21 protein-coding genes are annotated in these 23,878 nt (G+C 68.2%); 13 read left to right on the top strand and 8 right to left on the bottom strand.

Annotated features, from left to right (window positions below; all coding sequences use genetic code 11):
• Positions 1-41 precede the first annotated feature (41 nt).
• The 3 genes from hscA (at position 42) to iscX (ending at position 2,569) form a co-directional block, all read left to right on the top strand.
• Positions 42-1,910, top strand: a complete 1,869-nt coding sequence (gene hscA, locus QZM15_RS14125) for a Fe-S protein assembly chaperone HscA (RefSeq protein ID WP_226225017.1) — start codon at positions 42-44, stop codon at positions 1,908-1,910.
• Between the two features lie 88 nt (positions 1,911-1,998).
• Positions 1,999-2,340 carry an ISC system 2Fe-2S type ferredoxin gene (gene fdx, locus QZM15_RS14120; protein ID WP_059583325.1) on the top strand — a complete coding sequence of 114 codons (342 nt, stop codon included), beginning with the start codon at positions 1,999-2,001 and terminating at the stop codon, positions 2,338-2,340.
• Positions 2,341-2,359: 19 nt separating this feature from the next.
• On the top strand, positions 2,360-2,569 hold the full coding sequence (gene iscX / locus QZM15_RS14115; protein WP_302106593.1) for a Fe-S cluster assembly protein IscX: 210 nt from the start codon (positions 2,360-2,362) through the stop codon (positions 2,567-2,569).
• A gap of 154 nt (positions 2,570-2,723) precedes the next feature.
• Here the strand turns inward: iscX and QZM15_RS14110 are convergent, their stop codons facing one another.
• The 5 genes from QZM15_RS14110 to QZM15_RS14090 all read right to left on the bottom strand — a co-directional run bounded on the left by QZM15_RS14110 (position 2,724) and on the right by QZM15_RS14090 (position 9,444).
• Complete coding sequence (locus tag QZM15_RS14110) at positions 2,724-3,452, bottom strand: glycine zipper 2TM domain-containing protein (RefSeq protein WP_059583328.1); 729 nt, start codon at positions 3,450-3,452, stop codon at positions 2,724-2,726.
• A gap of 347 nt (positions 3,453-3,799) precedes the next feature.
• Positions 3,800-5,326, bottom strand: coding sequence for a lysine--tRNA ligase (lysS, locus tag QZM15_RS14105; RefSeq protein ID WP_006478395.1), 1,527 nt, complete (start codon positions 5,324-5,326; stop codon positions 3,800-3,802).
• Positions 5,327-5,400: 74 nt separating this feature from the next.
• Positions 5,401-6,505, bottom strand: a protein-coding gene (gene prfB, locus QZM15_RS14100) for a peptide chain release factor 2 (protein WP_099316561.1) whose coding sequence is annotated in 2 segments (ribosomal slippage) — positions 5,401-6,423 and positions 6,425-6,505 — 1,104 coding nt in all. Because the reading frame shifts where the segments join, the coding sequence is not laid out codon by codon here.
• 151 nt (positions 6,506-6,656) lie between these two features.
• On the bottom strand, positions 6,657-8,354 hold the full coding sequence (recJ, locus tag QZM15_RS14095) for a single-stranded-DNA-specific exonuclease RecJ (protein WP_302106592.1): 1,698 nt from the start codon (positions 8,352-8,354) through the stop codon (positions 6,657-6,659).
• A gap of 13 nt (positions 8,355-8,367) precedes the next feature.
• Entirely contained in the window at positions 8,368-9,444 is a 1,077-nt protein-coding gene (locus QZM15_RS14090; protein WP_226225018.1) for a regulator, read from the bottom strand.
• Positions 9,445-9,602: 158 nt separating this feature from the next.
• Here QZM15_RS14090 and QZM15_RS14085 point away from each other — a divergent pair, with 158 nt between their 5' ends.
• The 9 genes from QZM15_RS14085 to ftsB all read left to right on the top strand — a co-directional run bounded on the left by QZM15_RS14085 (position 9,603) and on the right by ftsB (position 20,713).
• On the top strand, positions 9,603-10,856 hold the full coding sequence (locus QZM15_RS14085; protein WP_059583334.1) for a lipoprotein-releasing ABC transporter permease subunit: 1,254 nt from the start codon (positions 9,603-9,605) through the stop codon (positions 10,854-10,856).
• Entirely contained in the window at positions 10,849-11,610 is a 762-nt protein-coding gene (lolD, locus tag QZM15_RS14080; protein WP_179231727.1) for a lipoprotein-releasing ABC transporter ATP-binding protein LolD, read from the top strand. Before QZM15_RS14085 ends, lolD begins: the two co-directional genes overlap by 8 nt.
• 65 nt (positions 11,611-11,675) lie before the next feature.
• On the top strand, positions 11,676-12,464 hold the full coding sequence (locus QZM15_RS14075) for a TatD family hydrolase (protein ID WP_302106591.1): 789 nt from the start codon (positions 11,676-11,678) through the stop codon (positions 12,462-12,464).
• Between the two features lie 57 nt (positions 12,465-12,521).
• The gene (locus tag QZM15_RS14070) at positions 12,522-15,029 is read left to right on the top strand and encodes a DNA internalization-related competence protein ComEC/Rec2 (RefSeq protein WP_302106590.1); all 2,508 of its coding nucleotides are present in this window, start codon (positions 12,522-12,524) and stop codon (positions 15,027-15,029) included.
• Positions 15,030-15,269: 240 nt separating this feature from the next.
• Complete coding sequence (locus QZM15_RS14065; RefSeq protein ID WP_099316556.1) at positions 15,270-16,127, top strand: alpha/beta fold hydrolase; 858 nt, start codon at positions 15,270-15,272, stop codon at positions 16,125-16,127.
• 179 nt (positions 16,128-16,306) lie between these two features.
• Positions 16,307-17,965 (top strand): CTP synthase, encoded by a 1,659-nt coding sequence (locus QZM15_RS14060; protein WP_034207739.1) that lies wholly within the window; start codon positions 16,307-16,309, stop codon positions 17,963-17,965.
• Positions 17,962-18,816: a 3-deoxy-8-phosphooctulonate synthase gene (gene kdsA / locus QZM15_RS14055; protein ID WP_059583346.1), complete on the top strand. Its 855-nt coding sequence runs from the start codon at positions 17,962-17,964 to the stop codon at positions 18,814-18,816. Before QZM15_RS14060 ends, kdsA begins: the two co-directional genes overlap by 4 nt.
• A 106-nt stretch (positions 18,817-18,922) precedes the next feature.
• A complete protein-coding gene (eno, locus tag QZM15_RS14050; RefSeq protein WP_006478406.1) occupies positions 18,923-20,206 on the top strand; it encodes a phosphopyruvate hydratase in 1,284 nt (427 codons plus the stop codon).
• Positions 20,207-20,287: 81 nt separating this feature from the next.
• Positions 20,288-20,713 (top strand): cell division protein FtsB, encoded by a 426-nt coding sequence (gene ftsB / locus QZM15_RS14045; protein ID WP_059583348.1) that lies wholly within the window; start codon positions 20,288-20,290, stop codon positions 20,711-20,713.
• Positions 20,714-20,802: 89 nt separating this feature from the next.
• Here the strand turns inward: ftsB and QZM15_RS14040 are convergent, their stop codons facing one another.
• The 3 genes from QZM15_RS14040 to QZM15_RS14030 all read right to left on the bottom strand — a co-directional run bounded on the left by QZM15_RS14040 (position 20,803) and on the right by QZM15_RS14030 (position 22,817).
• A complete protein-coding gene (locus QZM15_RS14040; protein ID WP_302106589.1) occupies positions 20,803-21,168 on the bottom strand; it encodes a hypothetical protein in 366 nt (121 codons plus the stop codon).
• Positions 21,169-21,316: 148 nt separating this feature from the next.
• Complete coding sequence (gene hslO / locus QZM15_RS14035) at positions 21,317-22,267, bottom strand: Hsp33 family molecular chaperone HslO (protein WP_226225024.1); 951 nt, start codon at positions 22,265-22,267, stop codon at positions 21,317-21,319.
• Positions 22,268-22,292: 25 nt separating this feature from the next.
• The gene (locus QZM15_RS14030) at positions 22,293-22,817 is read right to left on the bottom strand and encodes a gamma carbonic anhydrase family protein (protein WP_034183575.1); all 525 of its coding nucleotides are present in this window, start codon (positions 22,815-22,817) and stop codon (positions 22,293-22,295) included.
• A 145-nt stretch (positions 22,818-22,962) separates the two neighbouring features.
• On the opposite strand from QZM15_RS14030, the gene QZM15_RS14025 reads away from it, so the two are divergent.
• A complete protein-coding gene (locus tag QZM15_RS14025; RefSeq protein WP_302106588.1) occupies positions 22,963-23,820 on the top strand; it encodes a ferritin-like domain-containing protein in 858 nt (285 codons plus the stop codon).
• Positions 23,821-23,878: the final 58 nt, after the last annotated feature.

The following is a 23,878-nucleotide window of genomic DNA, read 5'->3' as shown; positions in this document are numbered from 1 at the left end:
GGCACGCGCAGCAAACGGGCCGAGCGCCCGAACGAACCAAGATGGCTTTACTGCAAATTTCCGAACCGGGCATGGCGCCGGCGCCGCACCAGCGGCGACTCGCCGTCGGGATCGATCTCGGCACGACGAACTCGCTCGTCGCCGCCGTGCGCAACAGCGTGCCCGAAGTCCTGCCGGACGAAGCCGGCCGCTTGCTGCTGCCGTCGGTGGTCCGTTACCTCGAGAAGGGCGGCCGCCGCATCGGCCACGAAGCGAAGGAGCAGGCCGCGACCGATCCGCGCAATACGATCGTGTCGGTCAAGCGCTTCATGGGCCGCGGCAAGGCCGAGGTCGAAGGCGCGGCGAACGCGCCGTACGAATTCGTCGACGCGCCTGGCATGGTGCAGATCCGCACGATCGACGGCGTGAAGAGCCCGGTCGAAGTGTCGGCCGAGATTCTCGCGACGCTGCGCTATCGCGCGGAAGACACGCTCGGCGACGAGCTGGTCGGTGCGGTGATCACGGTGCCCGCCTACTTCGACGACGCACAGCGCCAGGCGACCAAGGACGCCGCGCGCCTCGCCGGCCTCAACGTGCTGCGCCTGCTGAACGAACCGACCGCCGCGGCGATCGCCTACGGTCTCGACAACGCGGCCGAAGGCCTGTACGCGGTGTACGACCTCGGCGGCGGCACGTTCGACCTGTCGATCCTGAAGCTGACGAAGGGCGTGTTCGAAGTGCTGGCGGCGGGCGGCGATTCCGCGCTCGGCGGTGACGACTTCGACCATGCGCTGTTCGATCACGTGCTCGCGCAGGCCGGTATCGACGCGAAGACGCTCGCGCCCGAGGACGTGCGCTTGCTGCTCGATCGCGTGCGCGTGCTGAAGGAAGCGCTGTCGTCCGCGCCCGAGGCGGCGCTCGACGTGACGCTGTCGAGCGGCGCACACCTCGTGCAGACGATTTCGCACGACACGTTCGCGTCGCTCGTCGAGCCGCTCGTGCAGCGTACGCTCACGCCGACCCGCAAGGCGCTGCGCGATGCACAGGTCACGCCGGCCGACATCAAGGGCGTGGTGCTCGTCGGCGGCGCGACGCGCATGCCGGTGATCCGCGACGCGGTCGCGAAGTATTTCGGCCAGCCGCCGCTCGTGAACCTCGATCCGGACCAGGTCGTCGCGCTCGGCGCGGCGATCCAGGCCGATCTGCTCGCGGGCAATCGCGGCACCGGCGACGACTGGCTGCTGCTCGACGTGATTCCGCTGTCGCTCGGTGTCGAGACGATGGGCGGCCTCGTCGAGAAGATCATTCCGCGCAACTCGACGATTCCGATCGCGCGTGCGCAGGAATTCACGACCTTCAAGGACGGCCAGACCGCGATGGCGATCCACGTCGTGCAGGGCGAGCGCGAGCTCGTCGCCGACTGCCGGTCGCTCGCGCGCTTCGAGTTGCGCGGCATTCCGCCGATGACGGCGGGTGCCGCACGCATTCGCGTGACCTATCAGGTCGACGCGGACGGCCTGTTGTCGGTGTTTGCGCGCGAGCAGTTGTCGGGCGTCGAGGCATCGGTCGTCGTGAAGCCGTCGTACGGCCTCGCCGACGACGACATCGCGAAGATGCTGGAAGACAGTTTCAAGACCGCCGAAATCGACATGCGCGCCCGTGCGCTGCGCGAAGCGCAGGTCGAGGCCGAGCGGATGCTCGAGGCGACGCAGGCCGCGCTGGCGGCCGACGGCGAACTGCTCGATGCCGGCGAGCGCGCGCAGGTCGACGCGCTGGCTGCCGCGCTGCGCGCGGTCGCGCAGGGCGACGATACGAATGCGATCGAAGCGGCGACCAAGGCGCTGGCCGACGGTACCGACGAATTCGCGGCGCGCCGGATGGACAAGAGCATCAAGCGCGCGCTGTCGGGCCGCCGGCTCGACGAGATCTGAACCCACGAACCGCGCATCGGCCGGCCACGGCCCGCGCGCTAATGAACCACGCGGCGCCTGGCGCCGCACCCTGACTGACGGAACGGACATGCCTCAACTGGTGGTGCTGCCTCACGTCGAACTGTGCCCGGATGGCGCGGTGATCGACGCGACGCCCGGCAAGAGTATCTGCGACAACCTGCTCGACAACGGGATCGAGATCGAGCACGCATGCGAGAAGTCGTGCGCATGCACGACGTGCCACGTGGTGATCCGCGAAGGCTTCAACGATCTCGCGCCGTCCGAGGAGGACGAGGACGATCTGCTGGACAAGGCGTGGGGCCTCGAGCCGACGTCGCGCCTGTCGTGCCAGGCGATCGTGAAGGAAGATTCGGACCTGGTGGTCGAGATTCCGAAGTACTCGATCAACCACGCGAAGGAAAATCACTGACCGAAACCGGAGGCAGGCGATGAAATGGACCGATTCGCGTGAAATAGCCCTTGCGCTGGCGGACAAGCACCCGGACATCGACCCGCAGCGGATCAACTTCGTCGACCTGCGCCAATGGGTGCTGGAGCTCGACGGCTTCGACGACGATCCGGCGCACTCGGGCGAGAAGATCCTCGAGGCGATCCAGGCGCACTGGATCGACGAATCCGACTTCGACGACGAGGACTGACCGACCCGGCCGGCCACGGCGTACGCTGCAATGGTTTACGCCGCGCCAATGAAAAACGGCTCGTGAGCGCCTGCTCGCGAGCCGTTTTCGTTTTGGGCGAAGTGCCCGCGCACGACGCGGGGGTAGCGACGCCGGCGATGACGCGATCGGGAGCTTACGCGCCGACCAGCGTGCCGTTCTCGATCCGCACGCGCTGGCCCTGGCCGAACGGCGGCGGGTTGCGATACGTGAACGTGCGCATCGCGCCGCTTTCCATCTGCACTTGCACCTGATAGTCGGTTTCCGCGCGGACCTGTTTCTCGACCTGGTTGCCGGCGAGACCGCCGCCCAGCGCGCCGATGATCGTCATCGCGGTGCGACCGTTGCCGTGGCCGAACTGGTTGCCGAGCAGGCCGCCGGCCGCCGCGCCGCCCACGGCGCCGATGCCCGAGCTCTGGCCCGGCGTGCGCGTTTGCGTGATCGAGACGACCGTGCCGCAACTCTGGCAGTAGGCTTGCGCAGGCGCCGACGGCTGCTGCGCATATTGCGGCGGCTGCGGGGCGGTCGTGTGACGGCGGTGCGGCGCAGCCGGGCGCGGCGCGGGCTTCGGCTCGGCCTGCGCGACGGCGGCCTTCTGCTGCGCGGCGGCCTGTTCCGCGGCCTGTCGTTGCGCTTGCGCGGCCAGCGCGGCGCTGGCGGCCGCGGCCGTATCGACCGCCGGCTGAGACGCGATCAGCGCGGCCTGGGTCTGGCCGTTCTGTTCGCTGCTGCTGGTGGCTTTCGGGAAGACGCCCGTGATCGCTGCCGTCGCCGCGAGGCTGGCGACGATGACGGCGCCGGCCGCGGTGGCGATCAGCGGGTGGAGGCGTTGCTTTTGCGGCGTGGTCTGATTCTGGTTGTCCATTTTTTTCTCCAATGTCGATCCGGATCGGCGCGTGGCGCCGGAGCTGGATCCCACGCTCGGGAGCGATCAGACTCGGCGTTCCTGCGCCTCGTTCTGGTCCCGTGGTCATGCGTGGTGACGCAACAGGAGTGTCGTCCACGGCCCCGGGGCACGCCGTATCAAGGTGTAACGAATTGCAGCGGGGTGTCGGCGGCGGTTTCCGGGAAAACCCGCAGAAGGGCGTCGCGACGAGGGAATAAAACGGGGGAGGATCGAAGGCCGGCGGACGCCGGCTGGCGGGATTTACGCGTCGTTACAAAGGCGACGCGTGCGCGCCACGGGGCGCGGCGCACACGCGGTTGCGGCTGTCAGTCCTCGCGGCGCAGATGCGGGAACAGCAGCACGTCGCGGATCGTCGGGCTGTCGGTCAGCAGCATCACGAGACGGTCGATGCCGATCCCGCAGCCGCCGGTCGGCGGCATCCCGTATTCGAGCGCGCGGATGTAGTCGGCGTCGAAGAACATCGCTTCCTCGTCGCCTGCATCCTTCTGCTCGACCTGCTTCTTGAAGCGCGCGGCCTGGTCTTCCGGATCGTTCAGCTCCGAGAAGCCGTTCGCGATCTCGCGGCCGGTCATGAACAGCTCGAAACGCTCGGTGATGCCCGGCACCGTATCCGATGCGCGTGCGAGCGGCGACACCTCGACCGGGTAGTCGATGATGAACGTCGGTTCCCACAGCTGCGCTTCGGCCGTTTCCTCGAAGAGCGCGAGCTGCAGCGCGCCGATGCCCGCGTTCAGGAACGCCGGCTGCGACACGTCGACGCCGAAGCGCTTCAGCTCGGTGCGCAGGAACGCGTCGTCCGACAACTGGCCGTCGGTGTAGTCCGGTGCGTACTTCTGGATCGCCTGCGTGATCGTCAGGCGATGGAACGGCTTCGCGAGGTCGAGTTCGCGGCCCTGATACTGGATCGTCGCGGTGCCGAGCGCGTCGATCGCCGCCTGGCGGATCAGTTGCTCGGTGAAGTCCATCAGCCAGCGGTAGTCGGTGTACGCGGCGTAGAACTCCATCATCGTGAATTCCGGGTTGTGCCGCGGCGACACGCCTTCATTCCGGAAATTGCGGTTGATCTCGAACACGCGCTCGAAGCCGCCGACGATCAGGCGCTTCAGGTACAGCTCCGGCGCGATGCGCAGGAACATCTGCATGTCGAGCGCATTGTGATGCGTGACGAACGGCTTCGCGGCCGCGCCGCCCGGGATCGGGTGCAGCATCGGCGTCTCGACTTCCATGAAGTCGGCGTTGTCCATGAACTTGCGGATCGACGCGATCGTCTTCGTGCGGGCGCGGAACGTGTCGCGCGTTTCCGGCGTGACGATCAGGTCGACGTAGCGCTGGCGGTAGCGCATTTCCTGGTCGGACAGGCCGTGGAACTTGTCCGGCAGCGGACGCAGCGCCTTCGACAGCAGGCGCAGCTCCTTGCACTGGACCGACAGCTCGCCCTTGTTGGTGCGGAACAGCACGCCGCGCGCGGCGACGATGTCGCCGAGGTCCCACTTCTTGAACGCGTCGTAGGTGTCGGCGCCGACGTCGTTCGGCGTCACGAAGAACTGGATCTGGCCCGAGCCGTCCTGCACCGTCGCGAAGCTCGCCTTGCCCATCACGCGCTTGAGCATCATGCGGCCGGCCACCGACACCTCGACCGGGTTCGCTTCGAGCGCGGCCTTGTCCGAATCGGCGAATTTCGCCTGCAGGTCGGCTGCGTGGTGCTCGGGCCGGAAGTCGTTCGGATAGGCGACGCCTTGCTCGCGCAACGCGCGCAGCTTCTCGCGGCGCTCGGCGATGATCTGGTTTTCGTCCGCCGTGACGGCGGGCTGCGTTTGGGTCGGTTCGGTCATGATGGTCGGAATTCGGAGTGGGGTGCGGCAACGCAAACGGAAAGGGCGGCGCGGGGCAGGCCGCGCCGCGGCGCTTACACGCCCTGTTTGAGGCTCGCGCTGATGAAGTCGTCGAGGTCGCCGTCGAGCACCGCACGCGTGTTGCTCATTTCGACGTTCGTACGCAGGTCCTTCACGCGGCTCTGGTCGAGCACGTACGAGCGGATCTGGTGGCCCCAGCCCACATCGGTCTTGCTCGATTCGAGCTTGTCCTGCTCGGCCTGGCGCTTGCGCATTTCGACTTCGTACAGGCGCGACTTCAGCATCGCCATCGCTTCCGCGCGGTTGCGGTGCTGCGAGCGGTCGTTCTGGCACTGCACGACGATGCCGGTCGGCATGTGCGTGATCCGCACCGCGGAGTCGGTCTTGTTGATGTGCTGGCCGCCCGCGCCCGATGCGCGGTACGTGTCGATGCGCAGGTCGGCCGGGTTGATCTCGACTTCGATCGAGTCGTCGATTTCCGGATAGACGAACACCGACGAGAACGACGTATGGCGGCCGCCCGACGAGTCGAACGGCGACTTGCGCACGAGGCGGTGGATGCCCGTTTCGGTGCGCAGGAAGCCGTACGCGTATTCGCCCGTGACCTTGACCGTCGCGTTCTTGATGCCGGCGACGTCGCCGTCGGACTCTTCGAGCACTTCGGCCTTGAAGCCCTTGCGTTCGCAGTAGCGCAGGTACTGGCGCAGCAGCATCGACGCCCAGTCGCACGCCTCGGTGCCGCCGGCGCCGGCCTGGATGTCGATGAAGCAGTTGTTCGGATCGGCCGGGTTCGAGAACATCCGGCGGAACTCGATGTCGCCGACGCGCGCCTCGAGCTTCGCGGCGTCTTCTTCCGACGCGAGAAGCGTGTCCTCGTCGCCTTCCTCGCGTGCCAGCTCGAACAGGTCGAGCGCGTCGCGCAGGTCGCTATCGAGCGCGGTGAGCGTCATGACGACGCCTTCGAGCAGTTTCTTCTCGCGGCCGAGCGCCTGGGCGTTCTTCGAATCGTTCCAGACGTTCGGGTCTTCGAGTGCCTTGTTGACTTCGGTCAGACGCGCGGCTTTGGCGTCGTAGTCAAAGATACCCCCGAAGCTCGCCCGCGCGATTGCGCAGGTCGAGCAGGGAGCTTTCGATCGCGTTGAGACGTTCCGCTTCCATGATCGTTCGCTGTTCCGGCTTCGTAAAAAAGCGGAATTATAGCCGATCGGCAAGCTTGCCCGGTGACGCAAACGGTGCTCGCGCATGCGTGGAGGGCCCGTCCAACGCGGCGCGCATGCGTGCGGCGGCGCGTCGCGGGACGGTCGCCGGCTCAGCCGGCCGCGTGTTCGACGATCAGCTGCACGCGCGTGACGCCGTTCCACGTATCGGCGACGAGCCGGTACGCGACCAGCGCGCGCGCCGGTAGCGGCTCGGTGTGGTTGAACCAGATCGCGTTGAAGCGCTGGCGGCCGCGCGCGAGCTGCAGCTTCAGGTGCTTTTCCTTCACGAGCGACTGCGACACGACGTCGAATTCGCCCGAGAAAAGCGGGGCCGGAAACCCTTGCCCCCACACGGCTTCGTCCAGCAGGCCGACGAACTGCGGCGTGAAGTACGCATCCTCGAGCTCGCCGTCGGTCTCGATCACGCGGGCCAGCGCGTCGTCGGACAGCCATTCGCGCGCGACGGCCTCGAACGCGGCCGCGAAGCGCGGCACGTTTTCGGTGTCGAGCGTGAGGCCGGCCGCCATCGCATGGCCGCCGAACGCGACGATCAGGTCCGGTTCGCGCTTCGACACGAGATCGAGCGCGTCGCGCAGGTGGAAGCCCGCGATCGACCGGCCGGAACCCTTGACGCGCCGGCCTTCGTCGTCGGCGTGCGCGAACGTGAACGACGGACGGTGGAATTTCTCCTTGAGCCGGCCGGCGACGATGCCGATCACGCCCTGGTGCCACGCGGGATTGAACAGCGTGATCGTGCACGCGTCGGCCGGATCGACGTCGGCGAGATCGGCGAGCGCCTGCTGCTGCATGCCGGCCTCGATCTCGCGACGTTCGCGGTTCATCACGTCGAGCTGTTGCGCGAGATCCCACGCGCGGCCGATGTCGTCGGTGATCAGGCACTCGATGCCGAGCGACATGTCGGACAGCCGGCCGGCCGCGTTCAGGCGCGGACCGAGGCCGAAGCCGAGATCGAAGCCCGACGCGGTGCGCGCTTCGCGCGCGGCGGCGCGGAACAGCGCGGCGACGCCCGGCTGCATGCGGCCGTTGCGGATGCGCTGCAGGCCCTGCGCCACGAGCACGCGGTTGTTGCCGTCGAGCCGCACGACGTCGGCGACGGTGCCGAGCGCGACGAGGTCGAGCAGGCCGTCGAGACGCGGCTCGGCTTCCTTGCTCGCGAACGCGCCGCGGCGGCGCAGCTCGGCGCGCAGCGCGAGCAGCACGTAGAACATCACGCCGACGCCGGCGAGGTGCTTGCTCGGGAACGCGCAGCCGGGCTGGTTCGGGTTGACGATCGCGCGCGCGGCGGGCAGCGCGTCGCCGGGCAGGTGGTGGTCGGTCACGAGCACGTCGATGCCGCGCGCGTTCGCGGCTTCGACGCCGGCGACGCTCGCGATCCCGTTGTCGACGGTGATCAGCAGGTCGGGCTTGCGCGCGGCCGCGAGTTCGACGATCTCCGGCGTGAGGCCGTAGCCGTATTCGAAGCGGTTCGGCACCAGGTAGTCGATCTGCGCGCCGAACATCCGCAGGCCGCGCACCGCGACCGCGCAGGCAGTCGCGCCGTCGCAGTCGTAGTCGGCGACGACGAGCAGGCGCCGCTTGTCGGCAATCGCGTCGGCGAGCAGCGTTGCCGCCTCGGCGCAGCCTTTCAGCTCGGTGGGCGGAACGAGGCGCGCGAGCGCGGTCTCGATGTCGGCGGGCGACTGCACGCCGCGCGACGCGTACAGGCGCGCGAGGACGGGGTGCAGGCCGTGGCGCGCGAGCACTTCGGCGTCGGCGGGCGCGACGGGGCGGGTAACGATCCGGGTCATACGGGGTGGCTGGTCATTCGAACAGGGAGGCGAGCGCGCGGCGGCGCCAGAACTTGCGCAGGTCGCCGCGCGTCGCGTGCAGCGTCACGGAGCTCGTGTCGCCGCACAGCGTGAAATCGACGCTCGCCAGCTCGCCGTTGTGCAGCGCGGCGAGCGCCGGCGCGAACCAGTCGCGCTCGAGCGCGGCGAGGCCGTCGTGCCAGCGCGCCCAGTCCTGCTCGATGAACGGGGTGGTCAGCGCCGGCAGATCGACGAGCGTCGCGCCGTCGGCGGCGGGCAGCGCGCCGAACGTCGCGGGCGGGCGGCCGGCTTCGGTGTGCGCGGCGCGCGCGAGGCCGAGCGCGGCGGGCGATGCGGACAGCACGCGCGCGAACGGCTTGCCGACCGGCTTCAGCGTGCCCTGCGCATGGAACCAGATCGAATTGACGGCCGGCAGGCCGCGCGCCTCGCGGGCTTCGTTGACCGGATGCTGGAACCACGCCATCTGCACTTCGTTCTGCAGTTTCATCCACATCCGCGAGCGCTCGCCCGTATGGGCCTCGTGCGGCAGCCAGATCTCGATGTTGCGGCCGCTGGCGCGCAGCGGCGCGGCGCCGGCGAGGCGCGCGAGCTGGTCGCTCGACAGGTACCAGCGCGCCGGGTTCGGCGCTTCGAGCCGCACGCCGAGCTCCTCGATCAGCGGCCGCGCGACCGCGAGCAGCGCGGCCGCGTCGCCGTCGTCGAGCGCGAGGGCGGCCGGATCGACGAGCACCAGGTGATCGTGCGCGATTTCGACGTGCACGGGCTCGACGCATGCCCACGCGTGCGTGCCGGGGTCGCCGCCGTCGGCCAGCAGCATGTAGGGCGCGAGCGGCGCCTCGTCCGCGGCGTTGCCCTGCGTGGCGCCGAACCGGCTTGCCAGCCAGCGCTCGTGCGGCAGCGTGCGCTGGAAGTCCTCGCCGGCCACGCGCTCGACGAGGCTTGCGCGGGCGAGCAACTTTTGAAGCGCGGGGCTGTCCAGCGTGTGCAGGGACGAGGCCGCATCGGCCGCCGACGGCAGCGCGAACGGAACGAGAAAATGGAGGCGTCGGTCGTGCATGATGGTGCGCATTGTATGGCAAACTGCGCGCGTGATCGGGCCGGCTGACGGCCCGTTCGCGTCCGGTGGCCGTTTTTCGACCGTGCCGGGGGCCGGCCGCTACCGGCCACGACCCGGCGGCGGTCCGGCCGCGGTTCGCCTGTCCGCCGTAACCAGCAGAAAGGATTCGCTTGAAACTTCCGTACGAATGGCAGATCGGCTGGCGCTACACGCGCGCCGGCAAACGCACGACCGGCAACGGCTTCATTTCCTTCATCGCGCTCGTGTCGATGCTCGGGATCGCGCTCGGCGTCGCGGCGCTGATCGTCGTGCTGTCGGTGATGAACGGCTTCCAGAAGGAAGTGCGCGACCGCATGCTGTCGGTGCTCGCGCACGTCGAGGTGTTCTCGCCGACGGGTTCGATGCCCGACTGGCAACTGACCGCGCAGGAAGCGCGCCGCAATCCGTCGGTGATCGGCGCGGCGCCGTACGTCGACGCGCAGGCGCTGCTCACGCGCCAGGATGCGGTGAGCGGGGTGATGCTGCGCGGCGTCGAGCCGTCGCTCGAGCCGCAGGTGTCGGACATCGGCAAGGACATGAAGGCGGGGCGGCTGGCCGCGCTCGTGCCCGGCCAGTTCGGCATCGTGCTCGGCGACGCGCTCGCCGGCAACCTCGGCGTGACGGTCGGCGACAAGATCACGCTGGTCGCGCCCGAAGGCTCGATCACGCCGGCCGGCATGATGCCGCGCCTGAAGCAGTTCACGGTCGTCGGCGTGTTCGAGTCCGGCCACTACGAATACGACAGCACGCTCGCGATGATCAATATCCGCGACGCCGAGGCGCTGTTCCGGATGAGCGCGCCGACCGGCGTGCGGCTGCGGCTCACCGACATGCAGAAGGCGCCGCAGGTCGCGCTCGAGCTGTCGCATACGCTGTCGGGCAGCCTGTACATCCGCGACTGGACCCAGCAGAACAAGACCTGGTTCTCGGCCGTGCAGATCGAGAAGCGGATGATGTTCATCATCCTCACGCTGATCATCGCGGTGGCCGCGTTCAACCTCGTGTCGTCGCTCGTGATGACGGTGACCAACAAGCAGGCGGACATCGCGATCCTGCGCACGCTCGGCGCGCAGCCGGGGTCGATCATGAAGATCTTCGTCGTGCAGGGCGTGACGATCGGCTTCGTCGGCACCGCGTCCGGCGTCGCGCTCGGCTGCCTGATCGCGTGGAGCATCCCGTGGCTGATTCCGATGATCGAGCACCTGTTCGGCGTGCAGTTCCTGCCGCCGTCGGTGTACTTCATCAGCGAGCTGCCGTCCGAACTCGTCGCGAGCGACGTGATCCGGATCGGGCTGATCGCGTTCGCGCTGTCGGCCGTCGCGACGCTTTATCCAAGCTGGCGCGGCGCGAAGGTGAAGCCGGCGGAGGCGCTCCGCTATGAATGACCGCGCGGCCGCATTCGCGGATTCACGACAACAACACAACGGACAGGATTCGGCAGGTATGCAGGAATACGTGCTTCAGGCGCGCGGGATCACGAAGGCGTTCGTGCAGGGCGGCTTCAACGTGCAGGTGCTCAACAACACCGAGTTGACGGTGCGGCGCGGCGAGAAGCTCGCGGTCGTCGGGGCGTCGGGCTCCGGCAAGAGCACGCTGCTGCACGTGCTGGGCGGGCTCGACGAGCCGAGCGCCGGCGAAGTGTCGCTGCTCGGCAAGCCGTTTACGCAGCTCGCCGAGCGCGAGCGCAACGAGCTGCGCAACCGCGCGCTCGGCTTCGTCTACCAGTTCCATCATCTGCTGCCCGAGTTCACGGCGCTCGACAACGTCGCGATGCCGCTGCGCATCCGCCGGATGACGACCGAGGACGCACGCGGGCAGGCACAGGCGATGCTCGAACGCGTCGGTCTCGGCCCGCGTGCGAAGCACCGGCCGGGCGAATTGTCGGGCGGCGAACGGCAGCGCGTCGCGATCGCGCGTGCGCTGGTCACGAAGCCCGCGTGCGTGCTCGCCGACGAGCCGACCGGCAACCTCGACGGCACGACGGCCGACACTGTGTTCAACCTGATGCTCGAACTGTCCGAGACGCTCGAAACGAGTTTCGTGATCGTCACGCACGACCCCGATCTCGCCGCGCGCTGCGACCGCATCATGCGGCTGCGCGACGGCGTGTTGCACGAGGAGCCGGCGCTGCCGGTGTAAAAAAGCCACGCCATTGGCCGTGCCGGGTTCGCCCCGGCACGATACAACGGTGCAGGACCGCTGCCATGTGGATCGACACGCATTGCCATCTCGATGCCGCCGAATTCGACGCCGACCGCGACGCGGTCGCGCACGCCGCGCGCGCGGCCGGCGTGTCGCGCATCGTGATCCCGAGCATCGGGCGCGACAACTTCACGACGGTGCGCGAACTCGCGCAGCGCACGCCCGGCGCGGCGTATGCGCTCGGCATCCATCCGATGTATACGCCGCAGGCGCGCGACGCCGATCTCGACCGGCTGCGCATGGAGATCGAGGCGAGTCTCGACGATCCGCGTTTCGTCGCGATCGGCGAAATCGGGCTCGACTATTTCGTGCCGGGGCTCGATGAAGAGCGCCAACAGTTCTTCTACCAGGGCCAGCTCAGGCTCGCGCGGGAATTCGACTTGCCGGTGCTGTGTCACGTGCGCAAGTCGCAGGACCGCGTGCTGGCCGGGCTGCGCCGTTTCGGCGTGCGGCGCGGCATCGCGCATGCGTTCAACGGCAGTTTCCAGCAGGCCGAAGCGTATCTGGCGCAAGGCCTGCATCTCGGCTTCGGCGGCAACGTGACCTTCACGCGCGCGCGGCAGATCCGCCGGCTCGCCACCGAGTTGCCGCTCGACGCGCTCGTCGTCGAAACCGACGCGCCCGACATCGCGCCCGAATGGGCATACAAATCCCGCAACACACCCGACCAGGTGCCGCGCATCGGCGGCGTGCTCGCCGAATTGCGCGGGCTCGATACTGGCGAACTGGCTGTATGCACTTCGGCTAACGCGCTCGCCGCGCTGCCGCGACTCGCACTTTCGTCCGCATAATCGTTGCCGGAAGGCGCCGCCCGGGCAGGGCTGGCGCCGGGTCGACGAGGAGGCGGAATGCGCGTGTGGTGGATCGCGTTCGCGCTCGGCGTCGTCGTGCTGCAGCGGCAGGCGGCGTTGCCGGGGGCGATCGCATGGACGGTCGGAGCAGCCGTGCTCGCGGGCTGCGCGGCGCTGGGCGCGTGGTGCATGCGTCGACGGCGCACGCGTGCGGTCGTGGCATGCGGCTGGATGCTGTGTGTGTTCGCGGCCTGCGTCGCGGGGTTCGGCTATGCGGCCGCGCGGGCCGAGTGGCGGCTCGACGACGGCCTCCCGCCGGAGTGGGAAGGGCGCGACATCGTCGTCACGGGTGTGATCCGCGGATTGCCGGTCGTCGACGAGACGGGGGCGCGGCTGCTGTTCGCGGTCGAATCGAACGATGCGGGGCTCGCCCGTTTTCCGCCATTGATCCGCTTGTCGTGGCGCGCATACGGCGCACCCGCGACACGCGATGCGCTTCCCGATTTGCGGGCGGCCCAGCGCTGGCGTTTCGTCGTGCGTCTCAAGCGTCCGCATGCCGAGGCCAATCCCGGCGTGCGCGACAGCGAGGCGGCGTGGCTCGCGGCGGGCATTCGCGCGATCGGCTATGTCAGTGCGCCGCGTCGGGCCGTATTGCTCGATGCGCGCGCGGCGGGATGGCGTGCATCGATCGACCGGGTGCGCGACGCGCTGCGGGCACGCATCGGCGAGGTGCTCGGCACCGATGCGGCGCACCGCGGCATCGTCGCCGCGCTGGCGATCGGCGACCAGTCGGGCATCGGTGACGACGACTGGCGCGTGCTGCGCAACACCGGCACGAGCCACCTGGTCGCGATTTCGGGTCTCCATGTCGGGCTGGTCGGCGCGATCGCCGGCTGGCTCGTGTCGATGGTCTGGCGCCGCATGCGCTGGCGCGCGCGGGCCGCGACGCTCGTGTTGCCGGCGCCGTACGCGGCCGCGCTTGCCGCGCTGGTCGCTGCTGCGGGCTACGCCGCGCTCGCCGGCTTCAACGTGCCGGCACAGCGCGCGTGGTGGATGATCGCGGGCGGCGGCGTCGCGTATCTGGCCGGCCGCAGTGTGCCGACCTCCGCGGTGCTGTGCGCGGCGCTCGGCGGCGTGCTGCTCGCCGATCCGTGGGCCGTGCTGTCGGCCGGATTCTGGCTGTCGTTCGGCGCGGTCGCCGTGATCCTGCAGGCCGTCGCCGGCTGGCGCGCGGTGCGCGAACTCGATGAGAACGACGGGATCGACGAGAACGACGAAACGGGCGCGGAAAGCCGCACGGCCGGCTTGCGGAGGCGATTGCGCGGGTGGGCGACGCGCTGCCGGCGCCGCATCGCCGAGGCCACGCGCGTGCAGTACGCGGTGACGATCGGTCTCGCGCCGCTCACCGCCGCATGGTTCGCGCAGGTTTCCCTGTCGGGCCCGTTCGGCAATGCGTTCGCGATTCCGTGGGTCAGCTCGGTCGTCACGCCCGTCGTGCTGGCCGGCATCGCGTTGCCGGCGCCGTTCGATGCCGGTGCGTTCATGCTGGCCCATGCGGCGCTCGCACCGATGATGACGCTGCTCGGGCACTTGGCCGACTGGCCGGCCGGCGTGCTCTGGCTGCGCATGCCCGAGTGGCCGGTACTGGCGCTGGCATGCGTGGGCGTCGCCTGGGCGCTGATGCCGCGCGGCTGGCCGTTGCGCTGGGCGGCGCCGCTCACGTGGCTGCCGCTCGTCGCGCCGGCGCCCGACGCGCCGCCGGCGGGCGGCTTCCGGCTGACCGTGCTCGACGTCGGGCAGGGCGCGGCGGTACTGGTCGAGACCGCGCGGCGGATCTTGCTGTTCGATGCGGGGCCCGGCGCGGAATCGACGCATGCCGGTACGCGGATCGTCGCGCCGGCGTTGCGGGCGCGCGGCATCGCGGCGATCGATTCGCTCGTGCTCAGTCATGCGGATGCCGATCATGCAGGCGGTGCTTCGGCCGTCTATGCGGCGACCGACGTGCGCCAGCTGCTGGCCGGCATTGCGCCGCGGCACCGGCTGTGGCGCGAGGCGCAGGCGGCCGGCGTGGCCGATCGGCTGCCGTGCGCGGCCGGGCAGCGCTGGACCTGGGACGGCGTCGTCTTTACGATGCTGTGGCCGCCGGACGGGGTGGGCACGGGTTCGTCGAACGGGCAATCGTGCGTGCTGCGCATCGACGCGGGCGGCACGTCGGCCCTGTTGACGGGCGACATCGAGGCGGCCGCCGAGCGCCGGCTGGTGGCCGATGCGCGCGATGCGCTGCCCGCGCAGATCCTGGTCGTTCCGCATCACGGCAGCCGCACGTCGTCGGTCGAGCCTTTCCTCGATTCGGTCGGGCCGCGCGTCGCGGTATTTCCTGTAGGCTATCGCAATCGTTTCGGGCATCCGCATCGGACCGTGCTCGCCCGCTACGAGGCGCGCGGGATTCCGCTGCCGCGCACCGATCGCGACGGCGCCGTGCGGTTCGACGTCGCGCCGGCCGGCGGCGGGTTCGCATTCGCGCGCTATCGCGACGAACGGCGCCGGTACTGGATGGACCGGTAAGCGTGGCGACGGCCGGCGTATCGGGACGGGCGGCCCGGTGCCGGCGTGCCGTGCCGAGGCCCGGTTCCGACAGAAATATGACGCATGGGAATGGCATAAGCGCCGACGCACCCCCTCCCGTCGACCGCGAAGCATGGGGCGGGAGCAAGGGCTAAAGCACTCACTCTCCTCCACCGCGAAGCATGGGACGAGAGTAGGCGCTAAAGCGCTAACTCTCGTCGACAAAGGAGACACCGGCATTTGAAGGACATCCTCCACTTCTCGCACGCGAACGGCTTCCCGGCGTCGACGTACCGGACGATCTTCGCCGAACTCGCCGACGACTACGAGCTGCGCTACATCGAACGGATCGGCCACGACCGCCGCTACCCGGTGACGCGCGACTGGCCGCATCTCGTCGAACAACTGCTCGACGATATCGGCAGCCGCTACGAGCGCCCGGTCTGGCTCGTCGGCCATTCGCTCGGCGGCTACCTGTCGCTGATGGCCGCGCTGAAGAAGCCGCAGTGGGTGCGCGGCGTCGTGATGATCGATTCGCCGATCATCGCGGGCTGGCGTGCCGGCGCGTTGCGCGCGAGCCAGTGGGCGGGGCTCGACGAGCGGCTGTCGCCGGCCGCGGCGACGCGCAACCGGCGCACGCGCTGGATGAGCCGCGACGAAGTCTGGCGGCACTTCCGCGAGAAGCCCGCGTTCGCGCGCTGGGACGAACGGATGCTCGCCGACTATATCGACTACGGCATCCCGCAGGCCGGCCCCGACGGCGCACGCGCGCTCGCGTTCGACCGGCAGGTCGAATACCTGATCTACCGGACGCTGCCGCACACGCTCGGCCCGCGGCTCGCGCACGGCGCGCCGGTGCCGCTCGGCTTTCTCGCCGGCACGCGCTCGCGCGAGGTGCGGCAGGTCGGGCTCGATGCGACGCGCCGTGCGACGCGCGGGCGCATCGAATGGCTGGAAGGCAGTCATCTGTTCCCGATGGAGCGGCCGATCGAGACCGCCCGCGCATTGCAGCGGATGCTGAATTCGCTGAAGGCGGAAGAGGGCGGCATTTCGGGCGGCATTTCGCAGGCCGGCGCGCCGCTCGCGAGGCGCGCCTGACGTTTCGTCCGGTGCGCCGAGCGCCCGCCGGCGCATGCGCGTGGCGCCGACCGGCCGGCCGGTTCGCGCCGGCGCGCACCGCCGCGCGGGGCGGTACGAAAGGGCGCGATCATCGCGTCAATTGCTGAGAAAAGGGCGGGCTTTACGGTATAATCCGTTTTTCCCGCGAGCATCCAGCGATGACCAAATATGTTTTCGTCACCGGCGGCGTAGTTTCTTCCCTCGGCAAGGGTATTGCCGCCGCCTCTCTCGCCGCGATCCTCGAATCGCGCGGTCTGAAAGTCACCCTCCTCAAGCTCGATCCCTACATCAACGTCGACCCCGGCACGATGAGCCCGTTCCAGCACGGCGAAGTGTTCGTGACGGAAGACGGAGCGGAGACCGACCTCGACCTCGGCCACTATGAGCGCTTCATCAGCACGAAGATGCGCAAGGCCAACAACTTCACGACCGGCCAGATCTACGAATCGGTGATCCGCAAGGAGCGCCGCGGCGACTATCTCGGCAAGACCGTGCAGGTCATTCCGCACATCACGAACGAAATCCAGGCGTTCATCGAGCGCGGGGCGGCATCGGCCACCTGCGGCGAGCCGGACGTCGCGATCGTCGAGATCGGCGGCACGGTCGGCGACATCGAGTCGCTGCCGTTCCTCGAGGCCGCACGCCAGATGAGCCTGCGCCTCGGCCGCAACAGCGCGTGCTTCGTGCACCTGACGCTCGTGCCGTACGTCGCGACGGCCGGCGAGCTGAAGACGAAGCCGACCCAGCACAGCGTGCAGAAGCTGCGCGAGATCGGCATCCTGCCGCACGTGCTGCTGTGCCGCGCGGATCGCCGCATTCCCGACGACGAATCGAAGAAGATCTCGATGTTCTCGAACGTGCCGGAAGACGCCGTGATCTCCGTGTGGGACGCCGACAGCATCTACAAGATTCCGCAGATGCTGCACGACCAGGGCCTCGACCGGATCATCTGCGAGGAGCTGAAGCTGTCGCCGAAGGACGCCGACCTGAGCATGTGGTCGACGCTCGTCGAGAAGCTCGAAAACCCGCAGCACGAAGTGACGATCGGCATGGTCGGCAAGTACGTCGACCTGACCGAGTCGTACAAGTCGCTGATCGAGGCGCTGCGCCATGCGTCGATCCACACGTCGACCAAGGTCAACATCGAATACATCGACTCGGAAGAGCTCGAGACGAACGGCGTCGACAGCCTCAAGCATCTCGACGCCGTGCTGGTGCCGGGCGGTTTCGGCCGTCGCGGCACGGAAGGCAAGATCGCCGCGGTTCGCTACGCGCGCGAGTCGAAGGTGCCGTATCTCGGCATCTGTCTCGGCATGCAGCTCGCGGTGATCGAATTCGCGCGCGACGTCGTCGGCCTGAAGCAGGCGAACAGCACGGAATTCGATCCGGACACGCCGGAGCGCGTGGTCGCGCTGATCACCGAATGGTACGACCGCGAAGGCAAGGTCGAGACGCGCACCGAGGAATCCGACCTCGGCGGCACGATGCGTCTGGGTTCGCAGCGCTGCCCGATCAAGCCGGGCACGATGGCCGAGGAAATCTACGGCAAGGACGTGAACGAGCGCCATCGCCACCGTTATGAAGTCAATAACCGCTTCGTGCCCCAGCTCGAAGCCGGCGGCCTTATCATCAGCGCCCGTACCCCGAGCGAGGATCTGCCGGAGATGATGGAGCTGCCGCGTTCGATGCACCCGTGGTTCGTCGGCGTCCAGTTCCACCCGGAATTCACGTCCACGCCGCGTGACGGTCATCCGCTGTTCAAGTCGTTCGTCGAAGCCGCGCTCGCCAACAAGCAAGCGCGCGGAGTGCAAGCATGAAGCTGTGCGATTTCGAGGTCGGTCTCGACCAGCCGTTCTTCCTGATCGCGGGTACCTGCGTCGTCGAATCGGAGCAAATGACGATCGACACGGCCGGCCGCCTGAAGGAAATCTGCGAGAAGCTGAACGTTCCGTTCATCTACAAGTCGTCCTACGACAAGGCGAACCGCAGCTCGGGCAAGTCGTTTCGCGGTCTCGGAATGGACGAGGGGCTGCGGATCCTCGGCGAGGTGAAGCGCCAGCTCGGCCTGCCGGTGCTGACCGACGTGCATTCGATCGACGAGATCGAGCAGGTCGCGTCGGTCGTCGACGTGCTGCAGACGCCGGCGTTCCTGTGCCGCCAGACCGATTTCATCCATGCGTGCGCGCGCTCGGGCAAGCCCGTGAACATCAAGAAGGGCCAGTTCCTCGCGCCGCACGACATGAAGAACGTGATCGACAAGGCGCGCGACGCGGCGCGTGAAGCCGGGCTGTCGGAAGACCGCTTCATGGCGTGCGAGCGCGGCGTCTCGTTCGGCTACAACAACCTCGTGTCGGACATGCGTTCGCTCGCGATCATGCGCGAGACGAACGCGCCGGTCGTGTTCGATGCGACCCACTCGGTGCAGTTGCCGGGCGGGCAGGGCACGAGCTCGGGCGGCCAGCGCGAATTCGTGCCGGTGCTCGCCCGTGCGGCGGTCGCGACGGGCGTCGCGGGCCTCTTCATGGAAACGCACCCGAATCCGGCCGAGGCGAAATCGGACGGCCCGAACGCGGTGCCGCTGAACCGGATGAGCGCGCTGCTGGAGACCCTCGTCACGCTCGACCAGGCGGTGAAGCGCAATCCGTTCCTGGAAAACGATTTCAATTAAAGATCGAATGAACCTTGCGACGGCTTCGCGCGTCTGTAGCGAAAGCGGTTCCGGCACGCACGCCGTCGCAGTTTGAAGAATCCATCGTCATTCTCAGAGGAAACCCATGAGTGCAATCGTAGATATCATCGGCCGCGAGATTCTGGATTCGCGCGGCAACCCCACCGTCGAATGCGACGTGCTGCTCGAATCGGGCACGATGGGCCGCGCGGCGGTGCCGTCGGGCGCGTCCACCGGCTCGCGTGAAGCGATCGAGCTGCGCGACGGCGAAGCCGGCCGCTACAACGGCAAGGGCGTGCTGAAGGCGGTCGAGCACATCAACACCGAAATCTCCGAAGCCATCATGGGCCTCGACGCGTCGGAACAGGCGTTCCTCGACAAAACGCTGCTCGAGCTGGACGGCACCGACAACAAGTCGCGCCTCGGCGCGAACGCGATGCTGGCCGTGTCGATGGCCGTCGCGAAGGCCGCCGCCGAAGAGGCCGGCCTGCCGCTGTACCGCTACTTCGGCGGCTCGGGCGCGATGCAGCTGCCGGTGCCGATGATGAACATCGTCAACGGCGGCGCGCACGCGAACAACAGCCTGGACATCCAGGAATTCATGATCGTCCCGGTCAGCCAGCCGACGTTCCGTGAAGCGCTGCGTTGCGGCGCCGAAGTGTTCCACGCGCTGAAGAAGATCCTCAGCGACCGCGGCATGAGCACGGCGGTCGGCGACGAAGGCGGTTTCGCGCCGAACTTCGGCAGCAACGACGAGTGCCTGTCGACGATCCTGCAGGCGATCGAGAAGGCCGGCTACCGTGCGGGCGAAGACGTGCTGCTCGCGCTCGACTGCGCGGCATCCGAGTTCTACCACGACGGCAAGTACCAGCTCGCGGGCGAAGGCCTGCAACTGTCGTCGGCCGAATTCACCGACTACCTCGCGACGCTCGCCGACAAGTTCCCGATCGTGTCGATCGAGGACGGCATGCACGAAAGCGACTGGGACGGCTGGAAGCTGCTGACCGACCGCCTCGGCAAGAAGGTGCAGCTCGTTGGCGACGATCTCTTCGTCACGAACACGCGCATCCTGAAGGAAGGCATCGAGAAGGGCATCGCGAACTCGATCCTGATCAAGATCAACCAGATTGGTACGCTGACCGAAACGTTCGCGGCGATCGAAATGGCGAAGCGCGCGGGCTACACGGCCGTGATCTCGCACCGCTCGGGCGAAACCGAAGATTCGACCATCGCGGACATCGCGGTCGGCCTGAATGCCGGCCAGATCAAGACGGGTTCGCTGTCGCGCAGCGACCGTATCTCGAAGTACAACCAGCTGCTGCGCATCGAGGAAGACCTCGGCGACATCGCGAGCTACCCGGGTAAATCGGCTTTCTATAACCTGCGCTAACGCGCTACTATCGGGTTCGTCATCTCGACGCCGCTCTGTGCCTGTGCGCGGAGCGGCGCTTCTTATATCTGCGTCTCTTACATGCGGCTTGTCACTGTCGTCCTGATTGCCTTGCTGGCGCTCATTCAGTACCCCCTATGGTGGGGACACGGCGGCTGGCTGCGGGTGCATGAATTGCGTCAGCAGCTCGACGACCAGCTCCGGAAGAACGCGGACGAGAAGCTGCGCAACGAGCGCACCGCCGGCGAAGTGCAGGATCTGCAGAGCGGCACCGCGGCGATCGAGGAGCGTGCGCGCTACGAGATGGGCATGGTCAAGGACGGCGAAGTATTCGTGCAGTTCGTATCGCCGAACGCGCCTGCGGGGCCGACGAACAACACGCCGGCGAATACGTCGACGCGCGGTACCGTCTCGGCGGCGCCCGTGCGGGTCGTGCCGAATCCGCAGTCGATCGCGAAGCCGTCGCGGCATCATGGCGGCGACAAGGGCAAGGCCGCGCATCACTGAGCGCGATACCTCGAACCCATTGAAAAAGCGCGGGAAATACCGCGCTTTTTTATTTCCTGCCAGTCGTCAATCGATCGGGCGATGCCTGCTCACCACCACCAGCCCGGGTAGCCGTAGCCGATGCCCGAGCCCCAGCGATTGCCCCATCCGCCGCCGTAATATCCGCCGTAGACCGTCACGGGCGGCGGCGAGTAATAAGCCCACGCGCGCGCGGCCGCTTCCGCCGCCATCGCGCTGTTCTGCTCGCGCAGGACTTGCTGATCGATCTCGTCGTAGCGCTTGCGTTCGGCGCTCGACAACACGGGCGGCTGACCACCCGACGCGCCCGGTTCGGGCAGGCGGCTCAGGATCGTGGAAGTCGGCGGCGGCATCGCGCAGCCGGCAAGCGCGAGCGTGCCGGCGGCCATGCTCGTCAGGACGATGGTGCGGATGGCGCAAAAGGGGCGGCGATTCATGTGTTTCTCCTGCGGTGCGCCGACCGTGGAAAGCGGCTTGTGCCGAAGGCCGAACCTCCGGCGCCTGAGCCGCGCATGCGGCGCTCGTGCGTCATTATGCGCCCGTGCCACGCCGGTGGCGGGCACGGGCGCTCGGCCCACGCGCGGCTCAGTGACGCTGGTCGGTCGCGGGCGCGATACCGGTTTCGACACCGGGCGCCGCGAACAGTTGCGCGACGTCGACCGGATCGAATTCATAGCGCTGGTTGCAGAATTCGCAGTGGATCTCGACGTGGCCGCGCTCGACGATCACGCTGTCGACTTCTTCACGACCGAGCATGCGCAGCATCGCACCGACCTTCTCGCGCGAACACGAGCACTGGAAGCGCGTGCTGGCCGGTTCGAAGTGCTGGACGTTTTCCTGCCAGAACAGCCGCCGGAACACCACTTCCGGTTCGACCTCGAGCAGTTCCTTCGCGGACAGCGTGCCGCCGAGCGTGCACACGCGTTCCCACGTGTCGATATCGGTTTCGGCGTTGCGCGGCACGATGCCGCCGTCGCCCGGCAGCTTCTGCAGCAGCATGCCGACCGCGCGGTCGCGATCGGCGGCGAGCCACAGCCGCGTGTCGAGCTGTTCCGAGTGGCGCATGTACTGCTCGAGCACCTGCGACACCGATTCCAGCGGGCCGTCGACGCCGTTCAGCGGCACGATGCCCTGATACGGCTGCTGACCCGGCAGCTTGTCGGCCGGGTCGAGCGTGATCACGCAGCGGCCGTGGCCGCTCGCGTTGACGAGCGATGCGAAGCGCGTGTCGTCGCCGATCGTCTGCGCGGCGTCACCCGAGAACTTCGCGGTCGCACGCATCGACAGATCGGACCCGCACTGGACGACCAGCATCTGGACCGGCCCGTCGCCGAAGATCTGCATGATCAGGGTGCCGTGAAATTTCAGGTTCGCCGACAGCAGCGCGCACGCGGCCATCATCTCGCCGAGCACCGTGCGCACGGGGGCAGGGTAGTCGCGGCGGGCGAGCACCTCCTGCCACGTGTTGCGCAGCGAAACGATCTCGCCGCGCACGGGCGCCGCATTGAACATGAATTTCTGTAACTGGTCGCTCACTCTTCTTCCTTGAAATCCGTGCGAATCACCCGATCCGCACGAGTTGCTCCTTGAAATGCGCGCGCCGCTCGACATACGTCTTCGCGTTTGCGCGCAGCCGCGCGATGTCTTCGGCCGACAGCTCGCGCACGACTTTCGCCGGTGCGCCGAGAATCAGCGAGTTGTCCGGGAACGTCTTGCCTTCCGTCACGACGGCGCCGGCACCAACCAGACAGTTGCGGCCGATGACCGCGCCATTCAAGACCACCGCCTGAATCCCGATCAGCGAACCTTCGCCGATCGTGCAGCCATGCAGCATCGCCTGGTGCCCGATCGTCACGTTCTCGGCGATCGTCAGCGGAAAGCCCGGGTCGGTATGCAAAACCGCGCCTTCCTGGACGTTGCTGCCGGCGCCGACCGCAATCGTCTCGTTGTCGCCGCGAATCGTCGCGCCGAACCATACGCTCGCGTTTTCCTCGAGCACGACCTTGCCGATGATGGCCGCCGTATCGGCGACGAATACGCTTTCGTGGATCGTCGGGGCCGTATCGCCCAGCTTGTAGATCGTCACGGAGTCTCCTTGGTGATCTTCGATGACGGGCGCCGGTAGAATGGCGCGTCCGGTTTGCCCGGCGCCTGGCGCCGCGGAACAAACGCATATTGTAAACCGTCGCGTGCCTGTGCTCCCACGCCGCGTACGCAAGGTGTCCCCGTTTATGAGCATCGCGTCTTCTTCTTTCGGCACGGCGCCCGCCTGCGTGCGCAGCGTGGCGCTCGATGCGCTGCGAGCTGCCGAGCCGGCGGCGAAAGCCGCGCAGGTACGCGCGCTGCACGATGCGCTGCGGGCCGGGCAGGCCGCGATCGTGCCGTCGCTTCAACTGCGCGAACCGGCCGATCTGCCCGGGCGCCCGGCGCGGCCGCCGCTCGTCGAGCCGCGCGAGTTGCAGCGGCGCAGCATGCGATCGCCCGAAGGGCGCGCCGTGCTGCTGCACGCGCTCGCCCATATCGAGTTCAATGCGATCAACCTGGCGCTCGACGCGGTCTGGCGATTCGCGGGCATGCCCGACGCGTTCTACGCGGACTGGCTGAAGGTCGCGGCCGAGGAGGCCTATCACTTCACGCTGCTGTCCGATCGTCTCGCGGCATTCGGGCATGCATACGGCGATTTTCCCGCGCACAACGGGCTGTGGGAGATGTGCGAGCGGACCAAGGGCGACGTGCTGGCGCGCATGGCGCTCGTGCCGCGCACGCTCGAGGCCCGCGGGCTCGACGCGTCGCCGCCGATCCGCGCGCGGCTCGTGCAGGCGGGCGACGATGCGTCGGCCGCGATCCTCGACGTGATCCTGCGCGACGAAATCGGCCATGTCGCGATCGGCAACCGCTGGTTCCGCCATCTGTGCGACGCAGCCGGGCGCGACCCCGTGCCGACCTATCGGCAGCTCGCCGAGCAGTACCACGCGCCGCGGCTGCGTGGCCCGTTCAATTTCGATGCGCGGCGCGATGCCGGCTTCGAGCAGGCCGAACTCGACGAACTGGCCGCGCAGGACGCGGCGGACGGGCGCACCGCGCATTAGCCGGATCGCGTTCGGCCGTGTCCGGGTGGTCGTGGGCCGGCTCGCGTGTCTCGCCGAT

It is taken from the genome of Burkholderia sp. AU44665 (assembly GCF_030504405.1).
GTDB classification, from domain to species: Bacteria; Pseudomonadota; Gammaproteobacteria; order Burkholderiales; family Burkholderiaceae; genus Burkholderia; species Burkholderia semiarida.
The sequence above is the reverse complement of the archived record's forward strand: the minus strand, read 5'-3'. Positions and strand labels throughout refer to the sequence as shown.